We start from the raw sequence: 19,290 nt of genomic DNA, 5'->3' as shown, positions 1-19,290 counted from the left end.
GGCGCGGCTTGGCAACGCGATTGCGCAGTTTTTCGCACAAGGAAGGACGGTCGGCGACGGGCGATCCGGACGGGGCGCCGGATCAGTCGAGGACGATCTCGTCCTGGCGGACCATGCCCAGCACGTCGCGCGCACGCTCATCCAGCAGGTCGAGGTCGAGGTACTTGTCCGACAGGCGCAGGGTCAGGTTCTCCATCCGGGCGACCTCGGCTTCCAGCACCTCGAGCTCCTGGGCAAGGGCACGGCCTTCGGCGGCCACGCCCGCGCGCTTGAGGACACCGTAATCGCCCTGCACCGCGGCGAAGGCGAAATAAAGCCCCAGTCCCAGCGCACCGAGGACGTAGATGATGGTTCCCACGGAGGGTCTGGAATTGGTCATGCTTCAGCCTCGCTCCGCCGATGTGATCCCGCGGTTGAGGTCCACAGAATCAGAAAACGCGGGCAATGGGAATGCCCGCGTCGTGATTTGTGATGCCCGTGGCCCGTCGGACTCAGGCGGCGGTCGAGGCGCGGTAGATCGTGTCGATGGTTTGCTCGATCTGCGCGTTGAACGCCTCGTCCGACTGCTGCGCGGAAAGCCCCTCGGTCAACGCGCGCGAGAAGCTGGCGATGACGCCCGGGTTCTGGGCCAGCCGCCGCGTCGCCTCCTCGCGGTCGTAGCCGCCGGACAGGGCGACGACGCGCATGACCTTGGGGTGATCGACCAGCGGCTGGTAGAGGCCCGCCTGTTCGGGAAGCGTCAGCTTCAGCATGACCTCGGCGTCCTTGGGCAACCGTTCGAGGTTGTCCATGACGCAGCCCAGAAGCAGCGTCTCGGCCCGGGCCTTGTCGGGGGCGTCGATGCTGATTTCAGGCTCCAGGATCGGCATCATGTCCGCGTTCAGCACCTGTGCGGCCACGTCGAACTGCTGCGCGACGATCGCCTCGATCCCGGTCTCGTTTGGCTCGTGAATGACAGAGCGTTCCTTGGTCCCGAAGACGCCCAGGTCGTGCGCCCGCTTCAGGGTGTCCTGCAATCCGGGCATGGGGGCCAGCATCTGCACGCCGTTCTCACGGTCGAGCAGGCCCTTGTCGATCTTCAGGAAGGGGACGACCCCTTGCGTGTTCCAAAGGTGTTGGGCGGCGGGTTCGCCCGCGAACTGGCGGTCCATGGTCTGCTCGAACAGGATCGCACCCACCACCTTTTCGCCGTTGAAGGCCGGGGCGGCCACGATGCGGGCGCGCATGTCGTGGATGAGATCGAACATCTCCTCTTCGGAGGACCAGTCGCTTTCGCTCAGCCCGTAGGCCCGCAGCGCCTTGGGGGTCGATCCGCCACTTTGGTCGAGGGCGGCGATGAAACCGTCGCCCCCGCGCATTTTCGCTGCCATCTCCTGGTTCACGTCTCTCACCCGTCAGTTGTGTTGGTTGCCACGGGTGTAGGAAAGCCGCGGGGGCCTGACAATCGTGGTAACGCCAACAGGCGGGCGATTAGCGCTCCAGCGCGGCCACGCCGGGCAGGGTCTTGCCTTCCATCCATTCCAGGAAAGCACCGCCCGCGGTGGAGACGTAGGTGAACTCCTTCGACACGCCCGCCTTGTTCAGCGCGGCGACCGTATCGCCGCCACCGGCCACGGAGATCAGCGCGCCGTCCTTCGTCAGACCCGCCGCCGCCTGCGCCGCGGCATTGGTGGCAGCGTCGAAGGGCTCGATCTCGAAGGCGCCGAGGGGGCCGTTCCAGACCAGCGTCTTCGAGCGTTTCAGCACATCCGCCACGTGGGCGACGGAATCGGGGCCCGCGTCGAGGATCATCGCGTCCGCGGGCACGTCCTCGGTCTTGACGGTTTCGCTGTCGGCACCGACCTCGAACGCGCGCGCGACGACCACGTCGCGGGGCAACAGGATCTCGCACCCCGTCTCGGCGGCCTTGCTGGCGATCGCGCGCGCGGTCTCGGCCAGGTCGTGCTCGCAGAGCGATTTGCCCACGTCGACGCCGGAGGCCGCGAGGAAGGTGTTGGCCATCCCGCCGCCGATCACCAGCGTGTCGACCTTTTCCACGAGGTTCGACAACAGGTCGAGCTTGGTCGAGACCTTCGCGCCGCCGACGACGGCGACCACGGGACGTTCGGGATTGCCCAGCGCACGGTCCAGCGCGCCCAGCTCTTCCGCCATCAGGCGGCCGGCGCAGGCGGGCAGCTTGCGGGCCAGCGCCTCGGTGCTGGCGTGCGCGCGGTGCGCGGCGGAGAAGGCGTCGTTGACGTAGACCTCTCCCAGCGAGGCGAGACGCGCGGCGAACCCGTCGTCGTTGCTCTCCTCGCCCGGGTTGAAGCGCAGGTTCTCCAGAAGGGCGACGTCGCCTTGGCCCAGCGCGCCGACACGTTCGCCGTAGGAGCCGTCGATGAAGGTCACGTCGCAGCCCAGCGCCTTTTCGAGGGCCGGGACGATCTGTTTCAGAGACATCTCCGGCACGACCTTGCCCTTGGGCCGGTCGAAGTGCGCCAGCAGGATCGGTGTGCCGCCGGCGGCGCGGATGTCGCGCACGGTTGGGACGATCCGGTCGATCCGCGTGGTGTCGGTGACGCGGCCATCCTCGACCGGCACATTGATATCGACGCGCACCAGCACGCGCTTGCCGTCCAGATCCATGTCGTCGAGTGTCTTCCAGCCCATCGCGGCCTCCTGTCGTTGCTGCACCTTACCTGTGGCAAGGACCCGCGGGCGTCAACGCCCCCCGGTTGGCAATCCGGGGATCGCGCCATATGTCCCAAGGCAGCAACCAACAGGAGCCCGCAATGGCCGACATCGAAGATCCAGAGAACACCATCATCATGACGCTGAAGGACGGCGACGTGGTGATCAAGCTGCTGCCGGACGTGGCGCCCAAGCACGTCGAGCGGATGAAGGAACTGGCCCGCGCGGGCAAATACGACAACGTGGCCTTCCACCGCGTGATCGAGGGCTTCATGGCGCAGACCGGCGACGTGCAGCACGCCAACATGGAACGCGACTACGCGCCCAACCGGGCAGGCACGGGCGGGTCGGACCTGCCGGATCTGCCGGCGGAATTCTCCAAGGTGCCGCACGCGCGCGGCGCTCTCGGGGCGGCCCGGTCGGCCAATCCGAACTCGGCCAACAGCCAGTTCTTCATCAGCTTCAAGGACAACGACTTCCTCAACGGGCAGTACACCGTCTACGGGCAGGTGATCGAGGGCATGGAGCATGTCGACAACATCGCCCGGGGCGAGCCGCCCGCGAATCCCGACCGCATGATCAAGGTAGTGGTGGCCGCCGATGCTTAAACTCACTCTCCCCCTCGCGCTGCTTGCAGGTCCCGTGGCCGCCGCCGGTCTGGATATCGAGATCTCGGGCCAGGCGAGCGGCACGGTTCACGTGAACCTCTTCGAGGACGTGGCCCCCGCGCACGTCGAGCAGATCACGACGATCGCCGAACAGGGCGGCTACGACAACGTCGTCTTCCACCGCGTGATCGACGGCTTCATGGCCCAGACCGGCGACGTGGCCTACGGCCAGGCCGGCGCGGACCTGTCGCGCGCAGGCACCGGCGGGTCGGACCTGCCGGACATTCCCGCCGAGTTCACCACCGATCTGTCCTTCGAGCGGGGCGTCGTCGGCATGGCCCGCAGCCAGAACCCGGATTCGGCCAACAGCCAGTTCTTCATCATGTTCGAGCCGGGCCCCTTCCTGGACGGGCAGTACACCATCGTCGGTGAAGTCACCGACGGCATGGACGTGGTCGACCAGATCAAGCGCGGCGACGGCCCGAACGGGTCCGTGACCTCCGACCCCGACGTGATGACCTCCGTCACCGTTACCGAATAACAGTGGTCCGCCCTTGCCGCTGGCAAGGGCGGATGCCTCCGGCGGAAGTATTTTCGATCCAAAGAAGCCCTGCGTGGCCCTTCGGGGCCCGGGAGGCGCGGGTCAGGTGCCGCAAAAGGTTTGCCGCACGACCTCGGTCGGCTCGGGCGGCAGGGCGTAGGGCGCGCGCGTCTCGTCCAGCGGGTCGAAGGGCCGGGTGGCGATCTTCAACATCTCGTGGAACGGTGCGAAATCGCCGCGTGTTGCGGCGGCGATCACCGCTTCCACGCGGTGGTTGCGCGGGATCACGGTCGGGTTGGCGCGCGCCATACGATCTGTCCAATCCCCGGCACGCCGCCTTTGCCACTCCGCGGCCCAGGCGGAGAGGGCGGGCGGCATCTCGCCCATGCCGAGCCGGGTGAAGGTGGCGGTGAAATCGAGCGCCTCCCCGGCCATGAGGGTCAGGAGGCGCTGGATCAGATCGGCGTCCTCCAGCGTCGGGTCGGCCAGGCCCAGCTTGGCGCCGAAGACACGGACCCAAGCGGCCTGGTAGAGGTCGGCGAACCGGTTGATCCGGGTGGTGAAATCCGCGACCGCCGCCTCTTCGTCGGGCATCAGCGGGATGAGCGCCGTCGCCAGCTGGGCCAGGTTCCAGATCGCGATGCCGGGCTGGTTGGCGTAGGCGTAGCGCCCCATCCGGTCGATGCTCGAGAACACCTTCTGCGGGTCGTAGGTGTCGAGGAAGGCGCAGGGGCCGTAATCGATCGTCTCGCCCGCGAGGCTGCAATTGTCGGTGTTCATCACGCCATGGATGAACCCCAGCCCCATCCATTGCGCGATCAACTCGGCCTGCGCGGCCACCACCGCGTCGAGCAGCCCGGCGGGCCCGTCCGCGTCGGGCCAGTGCCGGGCGATTGTGTAGTCGGTGAGGGTCCGCAGCGCCTCGACATCCTGGCGCGCGGTATGGATCTGGAAGGTGCCGACGCGGATGTGGCTGCGCGCCACGCGGGTCAGGATGGCACCGGGCAGGAGCGTCTCGCGCGCGACCTGCTCGCCGGTGGTCACGGCGGCCAGCGCGCGGGTCGTGGGCACGCCCATCGCATGCATCGCTTCCGAGACGAGGTATTCGCGCAGAACCGGCCCCAGCCAGGCCCGCCCGTCGCCGCCGCGCGAGTAGGGCGTGCGACCGGCGCCTTTCAGCTGGATATCGCGCAAGGCCCCGTCCTCGGCACGGACCTCTCCCAGAAGGATCGCGCGGCCGTCGCCCAGTTGCCCGGACCAGGATCCGAACTGGTGGCCGCCGTAGAGCTGGGCGAGCGGTTCCGCCCCGTCCGGCACGGCGTTGCCCGCGAAGACCTGGACGGCCTGGGGTCCGTTCAACCAGTCGCGGTCGAGGCCCAGCGCGGTGGCCAGCGCGTCGTTGACGACGATCGTTTCCGCCGTCGCGACGGGCGTCGGATCGAGCCGGGTGTAGAACCGCTCGGGCAGTCGGGCGAAGCTGTTGTCGAAGGCGATCACAGCGGATCGGTCATCAGCGTGGGCGTGGTCGTCACGCTGAACCCGGTTCTCGCGCAAAAGCGGGCCAGCTCTGGCGCATCGTCGGGGACGATCACGTGCATCGCGCGCAACTCGGCCCGCCGCAGGGAGACGGTGACGGCGTGCAGCACCTCCGTCCCGATGCCGCGGCCGCGGACGGAGGGGCGGATGAAGAGCTCTTCCAGCCAGCCCACCATGCCGCCCTGTGCGACGGACCAGCCGAAGGTGACCATGACGTAGCCCAATGGCGCGCGCTGCGGCCCGATGAGCCAGACCGCCCCGAGGGGCGAGCCGGAGAGCAGCGGCTCCATCGTGGCGCGGCGGTGGGCGTCGTCGTAAGGCAGGCTGGCCTCCTCGTGGAAACGGGCCATCAGGGCGAGCGCCCGGTCCAGATCGTCCGGGCCCGCGAGGTTGATCGCCGTGCTCATAGGTGCGCGAGCCGGTCGGTCAGAAGGCCGAAGAATCCATCCGCGTCCACGTCGCCGATGAAGAGCGCATTGGGCGCGCGGTCGGTGACGCCCCACCAGTCCGCGACCGTCATGCCGAGGCAAAGCTCCGAGGCGGTCTCGATCTCGACGTTGACCTCGCGGCCCGAAAAGAGGTCGGGCCGCAAGAGCCAGGCGATGACGCAAGGGTCGTGCAGGGGCGCGCCCTGGCTGCCGTATTTCTCCTTGTCGAAACGCTCGAAGAAGCCGGTCCATTCGGCGACCGTCTGGCCGATCGGCGTGCCCATCGCGCGGAAGGCGTCGAGGCGGGGCTGCGTGACCAGCGCCTTGTGCGTCACGTCGAGCGGCAGGACGGTGATCGGAACGCCCGCGCGGAAGACCTCGTCGGCGGCCTGGGGGTCGACGTAGATGTTGAACTCGGCGGTGGGGGTGATGTTGCCCACCTCGAAGTAGGCGCCGCCCATCAGGACGATCCGCTCGATCCGCTCGGCGATGTCGGGGGCGCGCCGCAGGGCCGTGGCGATGTTCGTGAGCGGTCCCAGCGGGCAGAGCGTGACGCCGTCCGTCGCGCGGACCGTCTCGACGATGAAATCGACCGCGTGCTTGTCCTGAAGCGGCATCTCGGGCTCGGGCAGGGTGGGGCCGTCGAGGCCGGTCTGGCCGTGCACGTGTTCCGCCGTGACCAGCGCCCGGTCGAGCGGGCGGTCGCAGCCTGCGAAGACCGGTACGTCGGTGCGGCCCGCCAGCTCGCAGACCATGCGCGCGTTCCGGGCCGTCAGCTCCAGCGGCACGTTGCCCGCGACGGCGGTGATGCCCAGCACCTCCAGCTCTGGGGAGGCGAGGGCGAGCAGGATCGCCACGGCGTCGTCCTGGCCCGGGTCGGTGTCGATGATGATCTTCTGCGGCATGGAGTCTCCGTCGGTTTGATGCGTGTGTGACCGACGCGGGGCGGCGGGGCAAGGTCCGTCGCACGGGTAAGCCGCAAGCCGCACGCCCGGGGGGCGGCTTGCGATGCACTTTCGCGTTGAGGGCCGCCTGGCGAGGCCCGGCGACCCCGGCTTCGGTCAGCCGTGCGCGACCTCGCCACGGGCCAGTGCGGCGACGCCGGTACGGGCGACTTCCTGCAGGCCCAGCGGGCGCATGAGGTCGGCGAAGGCGTCGATCTTCTCAGGCGTGCCGGTGATCTCGAAGACGAAGCTTTCCAGGGTGCTGTCCACGACGCTCGCGCGGAAGATGTCCGCCAGCCGCAGCGCCTCGACCCGGTGATCTCCCTGGCCGCGGACCTTCAACAGCGCCAGTTCCCGTTCGACGGAGGCGCCTTCGACGGTCAGGTCGTGGACCTCGTGCACCGGCACGATCCGACCCAGTTGCGCCTTGATCTGCACGATCACCTGCGGCGTGCCGGAGGTCACGATGGTGATCCGGCTGCGATGCCCTTCGTGGTCGATCTCGGCCACGGTCAGGCTTTCGATGTTGTAGCCGCGCCCCGAGAAGAGGCCGATGACGCGGGCCAGCACCCCCGGTTCGTTCTCGACGATGACGGCGAGCGTGTGCCGCTCGATCACGTCGGAGAAATGCGACCGCAGGTCGTAGGCGCTGTGGCTGGTGGCGCCTTTCTTGATCTTCAGTGCTGCCATGATCTGTCTCCTTGCCGGTCGCGCGTGGCGCGACCTTTGTCTTCTTACACCAGCACCGCGCCGGTCGCCGTGATGGCGCCTTGCGTCTTCGCGTTGGCCAGCAGCATCTCGTTGTGGCCCTTGCCCGAGGGGATCATCGGGAAGCAGTTCTCGTGCTTCTCGACCAGACAGTCGAGGATCACGGGGCCGTCGTAGGCGATCATCTCGGCGATCGCCTCGTCGAGGTCGGCGGCGTCGTCCACCTTGATTCCCTTGGCGCCGAAGGCCTCGGCCAGCTTCACGAAATCGGGCAGCGCCTCGGACCAGCTGGAGGAATAACGCTCGCCGTGCAGCAGCTCCTGCCACTGGCGCACCATGCCGAGGCGTTCGTTGTTGAGGATGAACTGCTTGACCGGCAGGCGATACTGCATGGCGGTGCCCATCTCCTGCATGTTCATCATCCAGGATGCCTCGCCGGCGACGTTGATGACCAGCGCGTCGGGGTGCGCCATCTGCACACCGATGGAAGCGGGGACGCCGTAGCCCATGGTGCCCAGACCGCCCGAGGTCATCCAGCGGTTCGGCGCCTCGAACCCCATGTATTGCGCGGCCCACATCTGGTGCTGTCCCACTTCGGTCGTGATGTAGCGGTCGTGATCCTTGGTCAGCGCCTCCAGCCGGGATATCGCGTGCTGTGGCCGGATGACGGGGCCTGTCTGCTCGAAGCCCAGGCAATCCTCGGCGCGCCAGCCCTCGATCTTCTTCCACCACTTCGAAAGGCCGTCCTTGTCGGTCTTGCGGCCGTTCGCCTTCCAGACCTTCAGCAGATCCTCCAGCACGTGGGCCACGTCGCCCAGGATCGGCATGTCGACGCGGATGACCTTGTTGATCGAGGAGGCGTCGATGTCGATATGCGCCTTCTTCGACTTCGGCGAGAAGGCGTCGACCCGGCCCGTGATCCGGTCGTCGAAACGCGCGCCCACGTTGATCATCAAGTCGCAGTCGTGCATCGCGAGGTTGGCTTCGTAGGTGCCGTGCATCCCCAGCATCCCCAGCCACTTGTCCCCCGACGCAGGATAGCAGCCCAGCCCCATCAGGGTGGAGGTGATCGGAAAGCCCGTCGCCTCGACCAGTTCGCGCAGGAGCTGGCTGGCACCGGGGCCGGAGTTGATGACCCCGCCGCCGGTGTAGAAGATCGGACGCTTCGCCGTCTCCATCGCGCGGGCGAGTTCCTGGATCGTCTCGATGTCGCCCTTGACCTGCGGGCTGTAGTGCGAGCGGCGCTTGGCCTTGTCGGCGTAGGTGCCGTTGGCGAACTGGATGTCCTTGGGGATGTCGATCAGCACCGGGCCGGGCCGGCCGGAGGTCGCGATATGGAACGCCTCGTGCAGGGTGGGGGCCAGCTTGTCGGTGTCCTTGACCAGCCAGTTGTGCTTGGTGCAGGGCCGCGTGATGCCCACCGTGTCGGCCTCCTGAAAGGCGTCGGAGCCGATCATGAAGGTCGGCACCTGGCCCGTGAGCACGACCAGCGGGATCGAATCCATCAGCGCGTCCGTCAGACCGGTGACCGCGTTCGTGGCCCCGGGGCCGGAGGTCACGAGCGCCACGCCGGGCTTGCCGGTGGAGCGCGCGTAGCCTTCGGCGGCATGCACGGCGCCCTGTTCGTGACGGACGAGGACGTGCTTGATGTGGTTTTGCTGGAAGATTTCGTCGTAGATCGGCAGCACGGCCCCGCCGGGGTAGCCAAAGACGACCTCCACCCCCTGATCGATCAGGGCCTGAACCACCATTTTCGCGCCGGTCATCTGTCTGGTCATCGTCTTTTCCGTTCTGGTCTGGCGACTGCACATAAAAAAACCCCCGGTCTGACGGGGGCGCATGGGAACCTGATGGGTCAACCGTTACCGGCCCATGCGCGTCTTTCCTACGATTAGTACGACAAAGGTCATGCGGGTTTCCTTCTCTGCGGCGACCCTATGCCCGGGGGGCAGGAGGGTCAACCGCATTCATGGAGAAAGTTACGTCCCGGCGCGATGTTTTGTAACTTTCGTAAAATGACCGACGGTCAATCGCGCTTCGCGGCAAGTGCGGCAAGCCCGGCGAGGATCGCCAAGCGCTTCCAGCCCTTGACCTTTTCGGCCTCCGGGCGGGATGCCGGCGCGTCTCCTCCCACGGAGCGATCGGTCGCGGAGGCCGGGCGGGCCGCCGAGGAGTCCGCCTCGAACGCGTGTTGCTGGAGGGTTTCGGCGCTGGCGCTCGTGGCCTCCGCCGTGGCGGGGGCGGGGTTCTGCTTGGCCTGCGCCTCGATCTCGGAATCGATCTCGGCCCCCAGAAGGATGATGACCGACGACAGCCACAGCCACATGAGCAGGATGATGACGCCGCCCAGCGCACCGAAGGTTTCGTTGTAGCTGCCGAAGTTGCTGACGTAGTAGGCGAAGGCGAGCGACCCCGCGACCCACAGAACGCAGGCCACCGCCGCACCCGGCGTGATCCAGCGCCAGCGGCGCGGTGCGCGCGCGGGGCTATAGCGGTAGAGGATCGCAAGTCCCGCCGCCACGATCACGAAGACCACCGGCCAGCGGATCAAGGTGATCACGAACTCCGTCGTCGGACCGAGCGGCAGGAACCCCATCACCAGCGGGATCACCACGAGGGCGATGACGATCATGAAGAAGCCCCCGACCAGCCCCAGGGTCAACGACAGGCGCGCGAGCACGTTCTTGAAGAAACCGCGGGGATGCTCGACCTCGAAGGCCACGTTGAGCCCCTCGATCAGGGCGGACATGCCGGCGGAGGCGGACCAGAACGCGGTCAGCACACCGATCACTGCCGCAAGCCCCAGGCCGCCTTCGTCCGAACCGGCGACGGCCTTGGCCTGGTCGATCACGATCTGCGCGGCTTCCGCCGGCATGAAACGCGAAAGCGTCTCGATGTAGCCGACCAGTTCGGACGGATCGGTGAACAGCCCGGCGATCGCCATCGCGGCGACGATGCCGGGAAAGACCGCGAGCAGGCCGTAGAAGGCGCAGCCCGCCGCGATCAGCAGCAGGTGGTCCTCGGAGATTTCGCCGAAGATCCGCTTGGCGGCGGCGATCCAGCCCTTGGACGTGATGTCGGACGGGTGGGGGTGCGAATCGGGCATCAGGTTTTCCTCTGAGGTCGCAAAACCGTTACCCGGTCCCTGCGCGTTTTTCCAACGTCAGCCGATCTTGTCCTGCGTGCGGGTGTCGAAGTCCGCGGCGGCGTGCCGCTCGTGCAACTGCTCTGCGGGGTCGCCGAAGGTGCGGTTGACCATCCGCCCGCGCTTGTAGGCTGGCCGGTCCATCACCTGCGCGGCCCAGCGCTGCACGTGGGTGTAGCCGTCGGCCTGCAGGAATTCCTTGGCGTCGTAGACGGCCCCCGTGGCCACACCGCCGTACCAGGGTGCTATGGCCATGTCGGCGATGGTGTATTGATCGCCCGCGATGAACTCGCGCTCGGCCAGTGTCCGGTCGAGCACGTCGAGCTGGCGCTTGGCCTCCATCGTGAAGCGGTTGATGGGGTATTCCATTGGCTCCGGCGCGTAGGAATAGAAATGCCCGAACCCGCCGCCCAGGTAGGGCGCGCTACCCATCTGCCAGAAGAGCCAGTTCAGCGTCTCGGCCCGCGCGCGCGGCTCGTGGGGCAGGAAGGCGTCGTATTCGGTCGCCAGTTGCAACAGGATCGAGCCGCTTTCGAACAGCCGCAGACCGGTCTTGGTGTCCAGGAGTGCGGGAATCTTCGAGTTCGGGTTCACCGCGACGAACCCGCTGCCGAACTGGTCGCCCTTGCCGATGTCAATGGGCCAGGCGTCGTATTCGGCGTCGTGGCCGGCCTCCAGCAGTTCCTCGAACATGACCGTGACCTTCACGCCGTTGGGCGTGGCCAGGCTGTGCAACTGCCAGCGATGCTTTCCCTGGGGCAGGGGGGCGTCGTGCGTGGGCCCTGCGACGGGACGGTTGGTCGAGGCGAACTTGCCGCCGTTCTCGGCGTCCCATTCCCAGACCTTGGGGGGCGTGTAGCTGGACATGGTGCACTCCTTCGTGATCCGCTTTGACCGTGACCTAGCGCCGGGTGTCGCGGATCAAGTGGGTGCCTGTCTAGCGCCGGACGGGACGGCCGTGGGGCAGCTCGATCTTCGAGACCTGCTCGGCGATCGGATCGGTGGAGAGCGGATGCAGCGCGCTGTCGTAGTCGTCGCGGTCGCGCAAGGGTTCCCAGGCGCCGTCGCGGTAGATCTCCACGCCAGAGAAATTCGCCTTGTATCCCATCTTGGCGCTGCCGGGGACCCAGTAGCCCAGGTAGACGAAGGGCAGCTTCATCTCGCGCGCGATGTCCACGTGATCGAGGATCAGGTAGGTGCCGGGGCTGTCGCGGGTGAGTTCCGGCGCGAAGAACGAATAGACCATCGACACCCCGTCATCGAGGATATCCGTCAAACAGGCGGCGACCGGATCCTCGGACGAGCCGTCGGAATACTCGATCAAGCGGGAGCGCACCGGCGTCTCCTCGACCATGGCGGCGAATTCGAACATGTCCATGTCGGCCATGCCGCCCTCCGCGTGACGCGCGTCGAGGTATCGGCGGAAAAGCTCGTACTGCTCTTCCGTGGCCCAGGGCGAGGTGGGCCTGCGCCGCAGCCGGGCGTTGCGCTTGAGGACGCGTTTCTGGCTGCGGGTGGGCTCGAAATCGGCGACCCGGATCCGGGCCGACATGCAGGCGGAACATTCCGCACAAGAGGGGCGGTAGAGCACGTTCTGCGACCGGCGAAAGCCCTGCTTGGACAGCGTATCGTTGAGCTCGGACGCGCCCTCGCCCTGCAGGGCGGTGAACAGCTTCCGCTCCATCCGGCCCTCGAGGTAGGGGCAGGGCTGCGGGGCCGTCACGTAGAACTGGGGAACGATTTGAAGATCATGGCGCATGAGGGGAAAGTGGCGTCTGCCGCGCGCCCGTGCAACCCCGCAAGACCGGCGGGGCCGTCCTTTTGCCGATTCCGGCCCAAGAGGCGCCGGGGGTCAGGCCGGGCGGTTGATCGCGGTGCTGCCCAGGACCATGTCCGTGAGCCCCTGCCGCCTTGGCGTGACGGCCATCATGCCGATTGAAATCAGCTGGGCGGGGAAGGTGACGAGGCTGAGCGCGTAGCCGGCCGTATGCACCAGCGCCGTGGTGGAGGAAAAGCGTGCGCCGTCCGCCTCGCGCAGCTCGATGTTGAACATGCGCATCCCCCAGGTCGCCGACCCGCTCGACAGGGTGAACCAGCGGTAGAGAAAGCCCACGCCCGCCATCAGCAGCGGAAAGAAGAACAGCGCCGTGAACAATGTCAGCGGCAAAAGCAGCAGGGACATCAGGAAGATCACGCCGATGTCCACGAGCCAGGCCAGCGCGCGCCGGGTCGGCACGCCGTCGTAGAACTGGGGCAAGGTCTCGGGGTCCGGCAGGCGGTCGAGGGTCAGGGCGGTCATCGAAATCTCCGGTCTGGACGGCGCGGCGACCCCGGGGGATCGCCGCTGCTTCACTTAGGCGTCGTCACGCTCGGTTTGAACCGGGGCGCGGTCGTCCTTGTTGCGGTCCGCCATGAACTGGTCGAACTCGGCCTTGTCCTTGGCCTCGCGCAGGCGACCTAGGAAGGCCGCGAACTCGTCCTGTTCGTCCTGCAGGCGACGCAGCGTCTCTTCCTTGTAGGCGTCGAAGGCGCGGTTGCCGCTCGATCCGTGCAGGCTTGCAGGCCGCGTCTGCACGGCCGCTCCGCCGGAGAACTTGGTGGCGTAGAGCATATAGGCCAGCAGCGCGAGACCCAGCGGCCAGGCCGCGATGAAGCCGATCACCATGGCGGCGATCCAGGCGCCGCGCCCGCGGGCGTCGAGCCAGGCCTCGACCCGGCGCAACCACAGGATCGGGGCGCTGGTCTGGGCGGGGAAGGTCGGTGTGGCGGTCATGGGTCTCTCCTGAAGGTTGATGTAAATTGCTTTCACATTGAAGATATCGGGTCAGGAGGGCATTCGCGCAAGAGGAAATGTGAAAGGTTTTTACATAAATCTCGCAAGTCATTGATCTTGCGTAGCGAAACCGCCCTTTTCCCTGGCAGGCGATGGGGTCCGCTTTCGCTTGCCCAGAGGCGACCCGTTTGACAGGTTGCACGCACCTCGAACGAAGGCCTCGCCCATGACCTTGCAGACCCTCCCATGTCGCTAGAGCAGCGGCTGACGCGTGTTCCGCGGCCCTTTCAACCCGACCGCGGCGACGATGCGCTTGCGCAGGCCCCCTGGGCCCGGGGCGGGCTGCGCGACCTGCTGCACGGGACGGCGGGATGCAGCCCCTACCTGTCGGGCCTTGTCCGGGCCGAGGCGGACTGGCTGGAGCACGCCTGCGAGACCCCAGAGGATGCGCTGGCGGCCGAACGGGCGGTGCTATTCGACACGCCCCTGCCGGACCTGCCCGACCGGCTGCGGCAGGCCAAGCGGCGCACGGCCCTGATGACGGCGCTCGCGGACCTCGGCGGCGTCTGGCCGCTGGAGGTCGTCACGGCGGCGCTGACGGATCTGGCCGGGGACGCCGTGGACGCGAGCCTGCGCGCCCTGACCGCCGTCCAGATCGGGCGCGGACGGCTGCCGGGTCTCGCACCCGAGGACGCAAGGACCGCCGGGGGGATGGTGGCGCTCGCCATGGGCAAGATGGGTGCGGGAGAGCTGAACTATTCCTCCGACATCGACCTGATCTGCCTGTTCGACGACGACCGTTTCGCGCCGGACGAGGTGGCCGAGGTCCGGTCGGTCTTCGTGCGCATCACGCGGGCCATGTGCGCGATGCTGTCGGACGTGACGGCGGGCGGCTACGTCTTCCGCACCGATCTGCGGCTGCGTCCCGACGCCAGCGTCACGCCCGTCTGCCTGTCGATGACCGCCGCCGAACGCTACTACGAAAGCGTCGGCCGGACCTGGGAACGCGCCGCCTACATCAAGGCCGCCCCTTGCGCGGGGGACCGGGCGGCGGGGCGGCGGTTCCTGGATACGCTGCGGCCCTTCGTCTGGCGCAAGCACCTCGATTTCGCGGCGATCCAGGACGCCCACGACATGCGGCTGCGGATCCGCGACCACAAGGGGCTCCACGGGCCGCTGAAGCTTGCGGGCCACAACATGAAGCTGGGACGCGGCGGCATCCGCGAGATCGAGTTCTTCACCCAGACCCGGCAACTGATCGCGGGCGGACGCGATCCCGCGTTGCGGGTGCGCGGAACGAAGGAGGGGCTTGCGGCGCTGGCGACGGCGGGTTGGATACCCGACGCGGCCCGCGACACGCTGAGCGATCACTACACCTTTCACCGCACGGTCGAACATCGACTGCAGATGATCAACGACGCGCAGACCCATGCCCTGCCCGGCGACGCGGAGGGGTTTGCCCGCCTTGCCGCCTTCATGGATCGCGACGAAGCGGAGTTGCGCCGCGACCTGACCGACCGGCTGGAAGAGGTCCACGCCCTGACGGAGGACTTCTTCGCCCCCGACGCGCCAGATCCCGCGCCCCCGCAGGAATGGGGGGCGGAGACCACGGCGCGCTGGCTCGATTACCCCGCCCTGCGCTCCACCCGTGCGACCGAGATCTTCCGCCGTGTCCGGCCCGTGATCCTCACCCATCTGTCGGACGCGGCCCGGCCCGAGGAGGCCCTGGCCCAGTTCGACCGTTTCCTCGCGGGTCTGCCCGCGGGCGTGCAGCTCTTCTCTCTCTTCGAGGCGAACCCGCAGCTCACACGGCTGATCGTCGACATCTGTGCGACGGCGCCCGCGCTCGCGCAGTACCTGTCGCGCAACGCGGGCGTGCTGGACGCGGTGATCGGGGGGGATTTCTTCGCCCCCTGGCCGGGGGTCGAGGCGCTGACCGAACAGCTTGCCCAAGAGCTTGCCCGCGCGCCCGATTACGAGGCGGCCCTGTCGCTGGCGCGCGTGTGGATGAAGGAGCGGCATTTCCGCATCGGAGTCCACCATCTGCGCGGGCTTGCGGATGCCACCACCAGCGGCACGCATTACGCCGACCTGGCGCAGGCGGTCGTCGCGGCGCTCTGGCCCGTCGTGCTGGAGGAGTTCCGCGCCAAGCACGGCGACATTCCGGGGCGCGGGGCCGCCGTAGTGGGCATGGGCTCTCTCGGGGCGGGGCGGCTCAACGCGTTGTCGGACCTCGACCTGATCGTGATCTACGACGCGGACACCGAGGCAAGCTCCGACGGGCGCCGGTCGCTCGGCGCGCGGCCCTACTTCGCGCGCCTGACGCAGGCGCTGGTCACGGCCCTGAGCGCGCCGACCGCGGAGGGTCGCCTTTACGAGGTCGACATGCGCCTGCGCCCTTCGGGACGGCAAGGGCCGGTCGCCACGTCCTGGGACGCATTCCGGGGCTACCAGCGCGAGGAGGCCTGGACCTGGGAGCACCTGGCGCTCACCCGGGCGCGCGGGATCGCGGGGCCGCCGGACCTGCTCGCGGACTTCGAGGCCTTCCGTGCCGATCTGATCGCCGACAAGGGGCAGGGGGCAGGCGTGCTGGAGGACGTGGCGCAGATGCGCCGCAGGCTGGCGGAAGCCAAGCCGGGGGGCGGCTGGGACGCCAAGGACGGGCCCGGGCGCCTGATGGACAGCGATCTTGCGATCCAGACCCTGGCCCTGCGCGCGGGCTGCACCGCGACCGACGGGGGCGGTCAGATCGCCGCGGCGCGCGCCGCGGGCGTGGTCACGCCCGCGCAGTCCGAGGCCCTGCTTTCGGCGCAGGACCTCTTCTGGTCGCTGCAGGCCGCGGCACGGCTTCTGACCGGCGCGAAGCTCGATCCCGATGCGCTGGGCGAGGGCGGACGTCGTTTCGTGCTCAGAGAGGTCGGTTGCGACAGTCTGGATGCGCTGGCGCAGCGGATAGAAGAGGTCTCGACCGCCACCGACCGGGTGGTGAGCGCCGTGCTGGAGGAGACCGCATGAAAGGCGACGCGCTGGATCCCGGCGGGCTGATCGCGGAATCCTACCGCATCGAGACGCTCGGGCCGGGCGAATGCCGCGAGATCTTCCTCGACTGGGCCTTGAAGGTCGCCGCGGGAACCGATCTGCGCCAGGCCATCGCCGCCTTGCTGGAGCGGCACGCGGGCGAGCCTGCCGACCATCCGATGACCGAAACGCTGCGTGCAGGGCTTGCGGACACCGCGGCACCCCGCCGCCGCGGCGGTCGTGCGGGGCGGGCGCGCTGATCGGGCCGCAGGCGGCCCGGCCTCCGGCGGGAGTTTATCTTGCCAGATGAAGGGGATCCGCGCGCGGACGGCGACAGGGAGTGGCCCCGAGACCGCGAGCCCTTCGCCGTCAGCGTGAAAGGGCTGCGGCCTCGCGGGCGAGCGTTTCGATCGCCGCCCAATCCTCGGCCTCGACGCGGTCGGCCGGGGCGACCCAGCTTCCACCGACGCAAAGCGTGTTCGACAGGCCAAGGTAGTCGGGCGCGTTCCTGAGGCTGACGCCGCCCGTGGGACAGAAGCTGACCTGCGGGATCGGCGCGCCGATGGCCTTGAGCGCGGGCACGCCGCCGTTGGCCTCTGCCGGGAAGAACTTCTGCACGGTGTAGCCGCGTTCCAGCAGTGCCATCGCCTCTGTCGCGGTGGCGGCACCGGGCAGGAGTGGCAGCTCGTTCGCCTCGCAAGCGTCGAGCAGGCGGTCGGTGGCGCCCGGAGAGACGCCGAATTGCGCGCCGGCCTCCTTGGCGTTCTCCACGTCCTCGGGCGTGAGCAGGGTGCCGGCCCCCACCACGCCGCCTTCGATGGCGGCCATCTCGCGGATCGCGTCGAGGGCTGCGGGGGTGCGCAGGGTCACTTCCAGTGCGGGCAGGCCGCCCGCGATCAGCGCGCGGGCGAGCCCGGCCGCCTTGCCGGCGTCCTTGAGCACCAGCACCGGGATCACGGGGGCCAACGCGCAAAGCTTGCGGTTCAGGTCGGAGGCTTGTTCGGGGGTCATGGAATCAGCTTTCGTCAGGTTACAGAACGGCCGAGGCACCGTCGGTGGCGAGGCCCACGTTGGCGCGGAAGGCGGCGAAGAGTTCGCGCCCGACGCCGGTGCCGTTGCCGGTCAGGTCGGCCTTTGCCACGTCGCGGGTGCCAAGATCGACGTTCTTCACGTCGATCGTGCCGGCGGTCGCGTCGAGCCGCACCACGTCGCCGTCGCGCAACCGCGCGATGGGGCCGCCGTCGGCGGCCTCTGGGCAGACGTGGATCGCGGAGGGCACCTTGCCGGAGGCCCCCGACATGCGCCCGTCGGTCACCAGTGCCACCTTCAGCCCGCGATCCTGCAGGACCGCCAGCACCGGCGTGAGGCCGTGAAGTTCGGGCATGCCGTTCGATTTCGGCCCCTGGAAGCGGACGACGATGACCGTGTCCTCGGTGAATTCACCGGCCTTGAAGGCGTCCTTCACGCTGCCCTGGTCGTGGAAGATGCGGCAGGGCGCCTCGACGATGTGGCGTTCCTTCGCGACGGCGGAGGTCTTCATCACCCCGCGCCCGAGGTTGCCTTCGAGCTGTTGCAGCCCGCCGGTCGCCTGGAACGGATCCGAGACCGGGCGCAGGATCTTGTCATTCTGCGTCTGCCCGTCGATCCGGGAATAGGTGATCCGGTCGCCGTCGAGCTTTGGCTCCTGCGTGTAGAGCTCCAGCCCGTCGCCCGCGACGGTGCGCACGTCGTCGTGCAGCAGGCCCGCGTTCAGAAGCTCGCCGATCATGTAGTTCAACCCGCCCGCGGCGTGGAAGTGGTTCACGTCTGCGAGGCCGTTGGGATAGACCTTGGCCATCAGCGGCGTCACGTCCGAGATGTCCGAGAAATCCTGCAGGTCCAGAACGATCCCGGCAGCACGTGCCATGGCGGGCAGGTGTAGCACGAGGTTCGTCGAGCCGCCCGTGGCCATCAGGCCCACGAGCCCGTTCACGAAGGCGCGTTCGTCCAGGATATCGCTGACGGGGGTGAAATCGTTGCCCAGTGCCGTGATCTGTGCCGCGCGTTCGGTCCCCGCCACGGTCAGCGCCTCGCGCAGGGGCGTGTTCGGGTTCACGAAGGAGGCGCCGGGCAGGTGTAGCCCCATGAACTCCATCAGCATCTGGTTGGAATTGGCGGTGCCGTAGAAGGTGCAGGTGCCCGGCCCGTGGTAGGAGGCCATCTCCGCCTTCATCAACTCCGCGCGGTCGATCTCGCCGGTGGCGAATTGCTGGCGGATGCGCGACTTTTCGTCGTTGGGCAGGCCCGAGGTCATCGGCCCCGCGGGCAGGAAGATTGAGGGGATGTAGCCGAAGGTCGCCGCGGCCATCACGAGGCCCGGCACGATCTTGTCGCAGACCCCGAGGTAGATCGCGCTGTCATAGGTGTTGTGGGACAGCCCCACGGCGGCGGCGAGGGCGATCACGTCGCGGCTGAAAAGCGACAACTCCATCCCCGTCTGCCCCTGCGTGACCCCGTCGCACATCGCCGGCACGCCGCCCGCGACCTGCGCCGTGGCGCCGACCGCGTTGGCGGCCTTCTTGATCAGGGCGGGGAAGGTCTCGAATGGTTGGTGCGCGCTCAGCATGTCGTTGTAGGCGGTGATGATCCCGATGTTGGGCGCGCTCTCGCCCACGAGCGCGTCCTTCTGGCCTTCCATCGCGGCATAGGCATGGGCCTGGTTGCCGCAGGTCAGATGCGCCCGGCGGGGGCCCTGGGCCGCCGCCCGCTCCATCGTGTCGAGATAGCGCCGCCGCGGGCCTTCTGAGCGTTCGCGGATGCGGTCGGTCACTTCGGCGATTTTCGGATGCAGGGCCATGATGAACCTCGGTCAAGGGCGTTTGCGTCAAACTAACACGCGGCGTTATCGCTAACAACCTGCCGTGCGGGATCGGGGTCCCG

General features: G+C 68.1%; 19 protein-coding genes. 4 read left to right on the top strand and 15 right to left on the bottom strand.

The genetic code is table 11. The annotated features are described in order from the left end of the window. Positions 1-82 precede the first annotated feature (82 nt). The 3 genes from EU805_RS06450 to pgk all read right to left on the bottom strand — a co-directional run bounded on the left by EU805_RS06450 (position 83) and on the right by pgk (position 2,649). Positions 83-379 carry a septum formation initiator family protein gene (locus EU805_RS06450; RefSeq protein WP_129763130.1) on the bottom strand — a complete coding sequence of 99 codons (297 nt, stop codon included), beginning with the start codon at positions 377-379 and terminating at the stop codon, positions 83-85. A gap of 112 nt (positions 380-491) precedes the next feature. Then, positions 492-1,370 (bottom strand): fructose bisphosphate aldolase, encoded by an 879-nt coding sequence (locus EU805_RS06445; protein WP_129763129.1) that lies wholly within the window; start codon positions 1,368-1,370, stop codon positions 492-494. A gap of 100 nt (positions 1,371-1,470) precedes the next feature. Next, a complete protein-coding gene (gene pgk, locus EU805_RS06440; protein WP_129763128.1) occupies positions 1,471-2,649 on the bottom strand; it encodes a phosphoglycerate kinase in 1,179 nt (392 codons plus the stop codon). Between the two features lie 122 nt (positions 2,650-2,771). Here pgk and EU805_RS06435 point away from each other — a divergent pair, with 122 nt between their 5' ends. Both EU805_RS06435 and EU805_RS06430 read left to right on the top strand, forming a co-directional pair. Next, the gene (locus tag EU805_RS06435; protein WP_129763127.1) at positions 2,772-3,278 is read left to right on the top strand and encodes a peptidylprolyl isomerase; all 507 of its coding nucleotides are present in this window, start codon (positions 2,772-2,774) and stop codon (positions 3,276-3,278) included. Further along, entirely contained in the window at positions 3,271-3,819 is a 549-nt protein-coding gene (locus tag EU805_RS06430; protein ID WP_129763126.1) for a peptidylprolyl isomerase, read from the top strand. Before EU805_RS06435 ends, EU805_RS06430 begins: the two co-directional genes overlap by 8 nt. Positions 3,820-3,921: 102 nt before the next feature. Here EU805_RS06430 and EU805_RS06425 read toward each other — a convergent pair whose 3' ends face one another. The 10 genes from EU805_RS06425 to EU805_RS06380 form a co-directional block, all read right to left on the bottom strand. Beyond that, the gene (locus EU805_RS06425) at positions 3,922-5,316 is read right to left on the bottom strand and encodes a YdiU family protein (RefSeq protein WP_129763125.1); all 1,395 of its coding nucleotides are present in this window, start codon (positions 5,314-5,316) and stop codon (positions 3,922-3,924) included. Then, positions 5,313-5,762 carry a GNAT family N-acetyltransferase gene (locus EU805_RS06420; RefSeq protein WP_129763124.1) on the bottom strand — a complete coding sequence of 150 codons (450 nt, stop codon included), beginning with the start codon at positions 5,760-5,762 and terminating at the stop codon, positions 5,313-5,315. Before EU805_RS06420 ends, EU805_RS06425 begins: the two co-directional genes overlap by 4 nt. Continuing rightward, on the bottom strand, positions 5,759-6,688 hold the full coding sequence (locus tag EU805_RS06415; protein ID WP_129763123.1) for a nucleoside hydrolase: 930 nt from the start codon (positions 6,686-6,688) through the stop codon (positions 5,759-5,761). The genes EU805_RS06420 and EU805_RS06415 overlap by 4 nt, the downstream gene beginning before the upstream one ends. Positions 6,689-6,844: 156 nt before the next feature. Further along, positions 6,845-7,417 carry an acetolactate synthase small subunit gene (gene ilvN / locus EU805_RS06410; protein WP_129763122.1) on the bottom strand — a complete coding sequence of 191 codons (573 nt, stop codon included), beginning with the start codon at positions 7,415-7,417 and terminating at the stop codon, positions 6,845-6,847. A gap of 44 nt (positions 7,418-7,461) precedes the next feature. Continuing rightward, positions 7,462-9,213, bottom strand: coding sequence for an acetolactate synthase 3 large subunit (locus EU805_RS06405; protein WP_129763121.1), 1,752 nt, complete (start codon positions 9,211-9,213; stop codon positions 7,462-7,464). A 248-nt stretch (positions 9,214-9,461) separates the two neighbouring features. Next, a complete protein-coding gene (locus tag EU805_RS06400; RefSeq protein WP_129763120.1) occupies positions 9,462-10,541 on the bottom strand; it encodes a YihY/virulence factor BrkB family protein in 1,080 nt (359 codons plus the stop codon). 57 nt (positions 10,542-10,598) lie between these two features. Next, positions 10,599-11,447 (bottom strand): glutathione-dependent disulfide-bond oxidoreductase, encoded by an 849-nt coding sequence (gene yghU, locus EU805_RS06395; RefSeq protein ID WP_129763119.1) that lies wholly within the window; start codon positions 11,445-11,447, stop codon positions 10,599-10,601. 70 nt (positions 11,448-11,517) lie between these two features. Next, positions 11,518-12,339 (bottom strand): arginyltransferase, encoded by an 822-nt coding sequence (locus EU805_RS06390; protein ID WP_129763118.1) that lies wholly within the window; start codon positions 12,337-12,339, stop codon positions 11,518-11,520. Positions 12,340-12,432: 93 nt separating this feature from the next. Beyond that, positions 12,433-12,879, bottom strand: a complete 447-nt coding sequence (locus tag EU805_RS06385) for an RDD family protein (RefSeq protein ID WP_129763117.1) — start codon at positions 12,877-12,879, stop codon at positions 12,433-12,435. Between the two features lie 54 nt (positions 12,880-12,933). Continuing rightward, positions 12,934-13,353, bottom strand: coding sequence for a DUF2852 domain-containing protein (locus EU805_RS06380; RefSeq protein WP_129763116.1), 420 nt, complete (start codon positions 13,351-13,353; stop codon positions 12,934-12,936). Between the two features lie 246 nt (positions 13,354-13,599). On the opposite strand from EU805_RS06380, the gene EU805_RS06375 reads away from it, so the two are divergent. Both EU805_RS06375 and EU805_RS06370 read left to right on the top strand, forming a co-directional pair. Then, entirely contained in the window at positions 13,600-16,368 is a 2,769-nt protein-coding gene (locus EU805_RS06375; RefSeq protein ID WP_129763115.1) for a glutamine-synthetase adenylyltransferase, read from the top strand. Next, positions 16,365-16,631, top strand: a complete 267-nt coding sequence (locus tag EU805_RS06370; RefSeq protein ID WP_129763114.1) for a hypothetical protein — start codon at positions 16,365-16,367, stop codon at positions 16,629-16,631. Before EU805_RS06375 ends, EU805_RS06370 begins: the two co-directional genes overlap by 4 nt. A gap of 109 nt (positions 16,632-16,740) precedes the next feature. Here the strand turns inward: EU805_RS06370 and eda are convergent, their stop codons facing one another. Continuing rightward, positions 16,741-17,382: a bifunctional 4-hydroxy-2-oxoglutarate aldolase/2-dehydro-3-deoxy-phosphogluconate aldolase gene (gene eda, locus EU805_RS06365; RefSeq protein ID WP_129763113.1), complete on the bottom strand. Its 642-nt coding sequence runs from the start codon at positions 17,380-17,382 to the stop codon at positions 16,741-16,743. A gap of 19 nt (positions 17,383-17,401) precedes the next feature. Beyond that, on the bottom strand, positions 17,402-19,207 hold the full coding sequence (gene edd, locus EU805_RS06360) for a phosphogluconate dehydratase (protein WP_129763112.1): 1,806 nt from the start codon (positions 19,205-19,207) through the stop codon (positions 17,402-17,404). Between the last annotated feature and the right edge of the window lie 83 nt (positions 19,208-19,290).

The organism is Salipiger sp. IMCC34102, from assembly GCF_004145405.1.
In the GTDB taxonomy this organism is placed as follows: Bacteria; Pseudomonadota; Alphaproteobacteria; order Rhodobacterales; family Rhodobacteraceae; genus Loktanella.
The sequence above is the reverse complement of the archived record's forward strand: the minus strand, read 5'-3'. Positions and strand labels throughout refer to the sequence as shown.

Coding starts and splice junctions, on each gene's coding strand:
- EU805_RS06450 (WP_129763130.1), bottom strand. CDS start 379: ATGACCAATTCCAGACCCTCCGTGGGAACCATCATCTACGTCCTCGGT.
- EU805_RS06445 (WP_129763129.1), bottom strand. CDS start 1,370: ATGGCAGCGAAAATGCGCGGGGGCGACGGTTTCATCGCCGCCCTCGAC.
- pgk (WP_129763128.1), bottom strand. CDS start 2,649: ATGGGCTGGAAGACACTCGACGACATGGATCTGGACGGCAAGCGCGTG.
- EU805_RS06435 (WP_129763127.1), top strand. CDS start 2,772: ATGGCCGACATCGAAGATCCAGAGAACACCATCATCATGACGCTGAAG.
- EU805_RS06430 (WP_129763126.1), top strand. CDS start 3,271: ATGCTTAAACTCACTCTCCCCCTCGCGCTGCTTGCAGGTCCCGTGGCC.
- EU805_RS06420 (WP_129763124.1), bottom strand. CDS start 5,762: ATGAGCACGGCGATCAACCTCGCGGGCCCGGACGATCTGGACCGGGCG.
- EU805_RS06415 (WP_129763123.1), bottom strand. CDS start 6,688: ATGCCGCAGAAGATCATCATCGACACCGACCCGGGCCAGGACGACGCC.
- ilvN (WP_129763122.1), bottom strand. CDS start 7,417: ATGGCAGCACTGAAGATCAAGAAAGGCGCCACCAGCCACAGCGCCTAC.
- EU805_RS06405 (WP_129763121.1), bottom strand. CDS start 9,213: ATGACCAGACAGATGACCGGCGCGAAAATGGTGGTTCAGGCCCTGATC.
- EU805_RS06400 (WP_129763120.1), bottom strand. CDS start 10,541: ATGCCCGATTCGCACCCCCACCCGTCCGACATCACGTCCAAGGGCTGG.
- yghU (WP_129763119.1), bottom strand. CDS start 11,447: ATGTCCAGCTACACGCCCCCCAAGGTCTGGGAATGGGACGCCGAGAAC.
- EU805_RS06390 (WP_129763118.1), bottom strand. CDS start 12,339: ATGCGCCATGATCTTCAAATCGTTCCCCAGTTCTACGTGACGGCCCCG.
- EU805_RS06385 (WP_129763117.1), bottom strand. CDS start 12,879: ATGACCGCCCTGACCCTCGACCGCCTGCCGGACCCCGAGACCTTGCCC.
- EU805_RS06380 (WP_129763116.1), bottom strand. CDS start 13,353: ATGACCGCCACACCGACCTTCCCCGCCCAGACCAGCGCCCCGATCCTG.
- EU805_RS06375 (WP_129763115.1), top strand. CDS start 13,600: ATGTCGCTAGAGCAGCGGCTGACGCGTGTTCCGCGGCCCTTTCAACCC.
- EU805_RS06370 (WP_129763114.1), top strand. CDS start 16,365: ATGAAAGGCGACGCGCTGGATCCCGGCGGGCTGATCGCGGAATCCTAC.
- eda (WP_129763113.1), bottom strand. CDS start 17,382: ATGACCCCCGAACAAGCCTCCGACCTGAACCGCAAGCTTTGCGCGTTG.
- edd (WP_129763112.1), bottom strand. CDS start 19,207: ATGGCCCTGCATCCGAAAATCGCCGAAGTGACCGACCGCATCCGCGAA.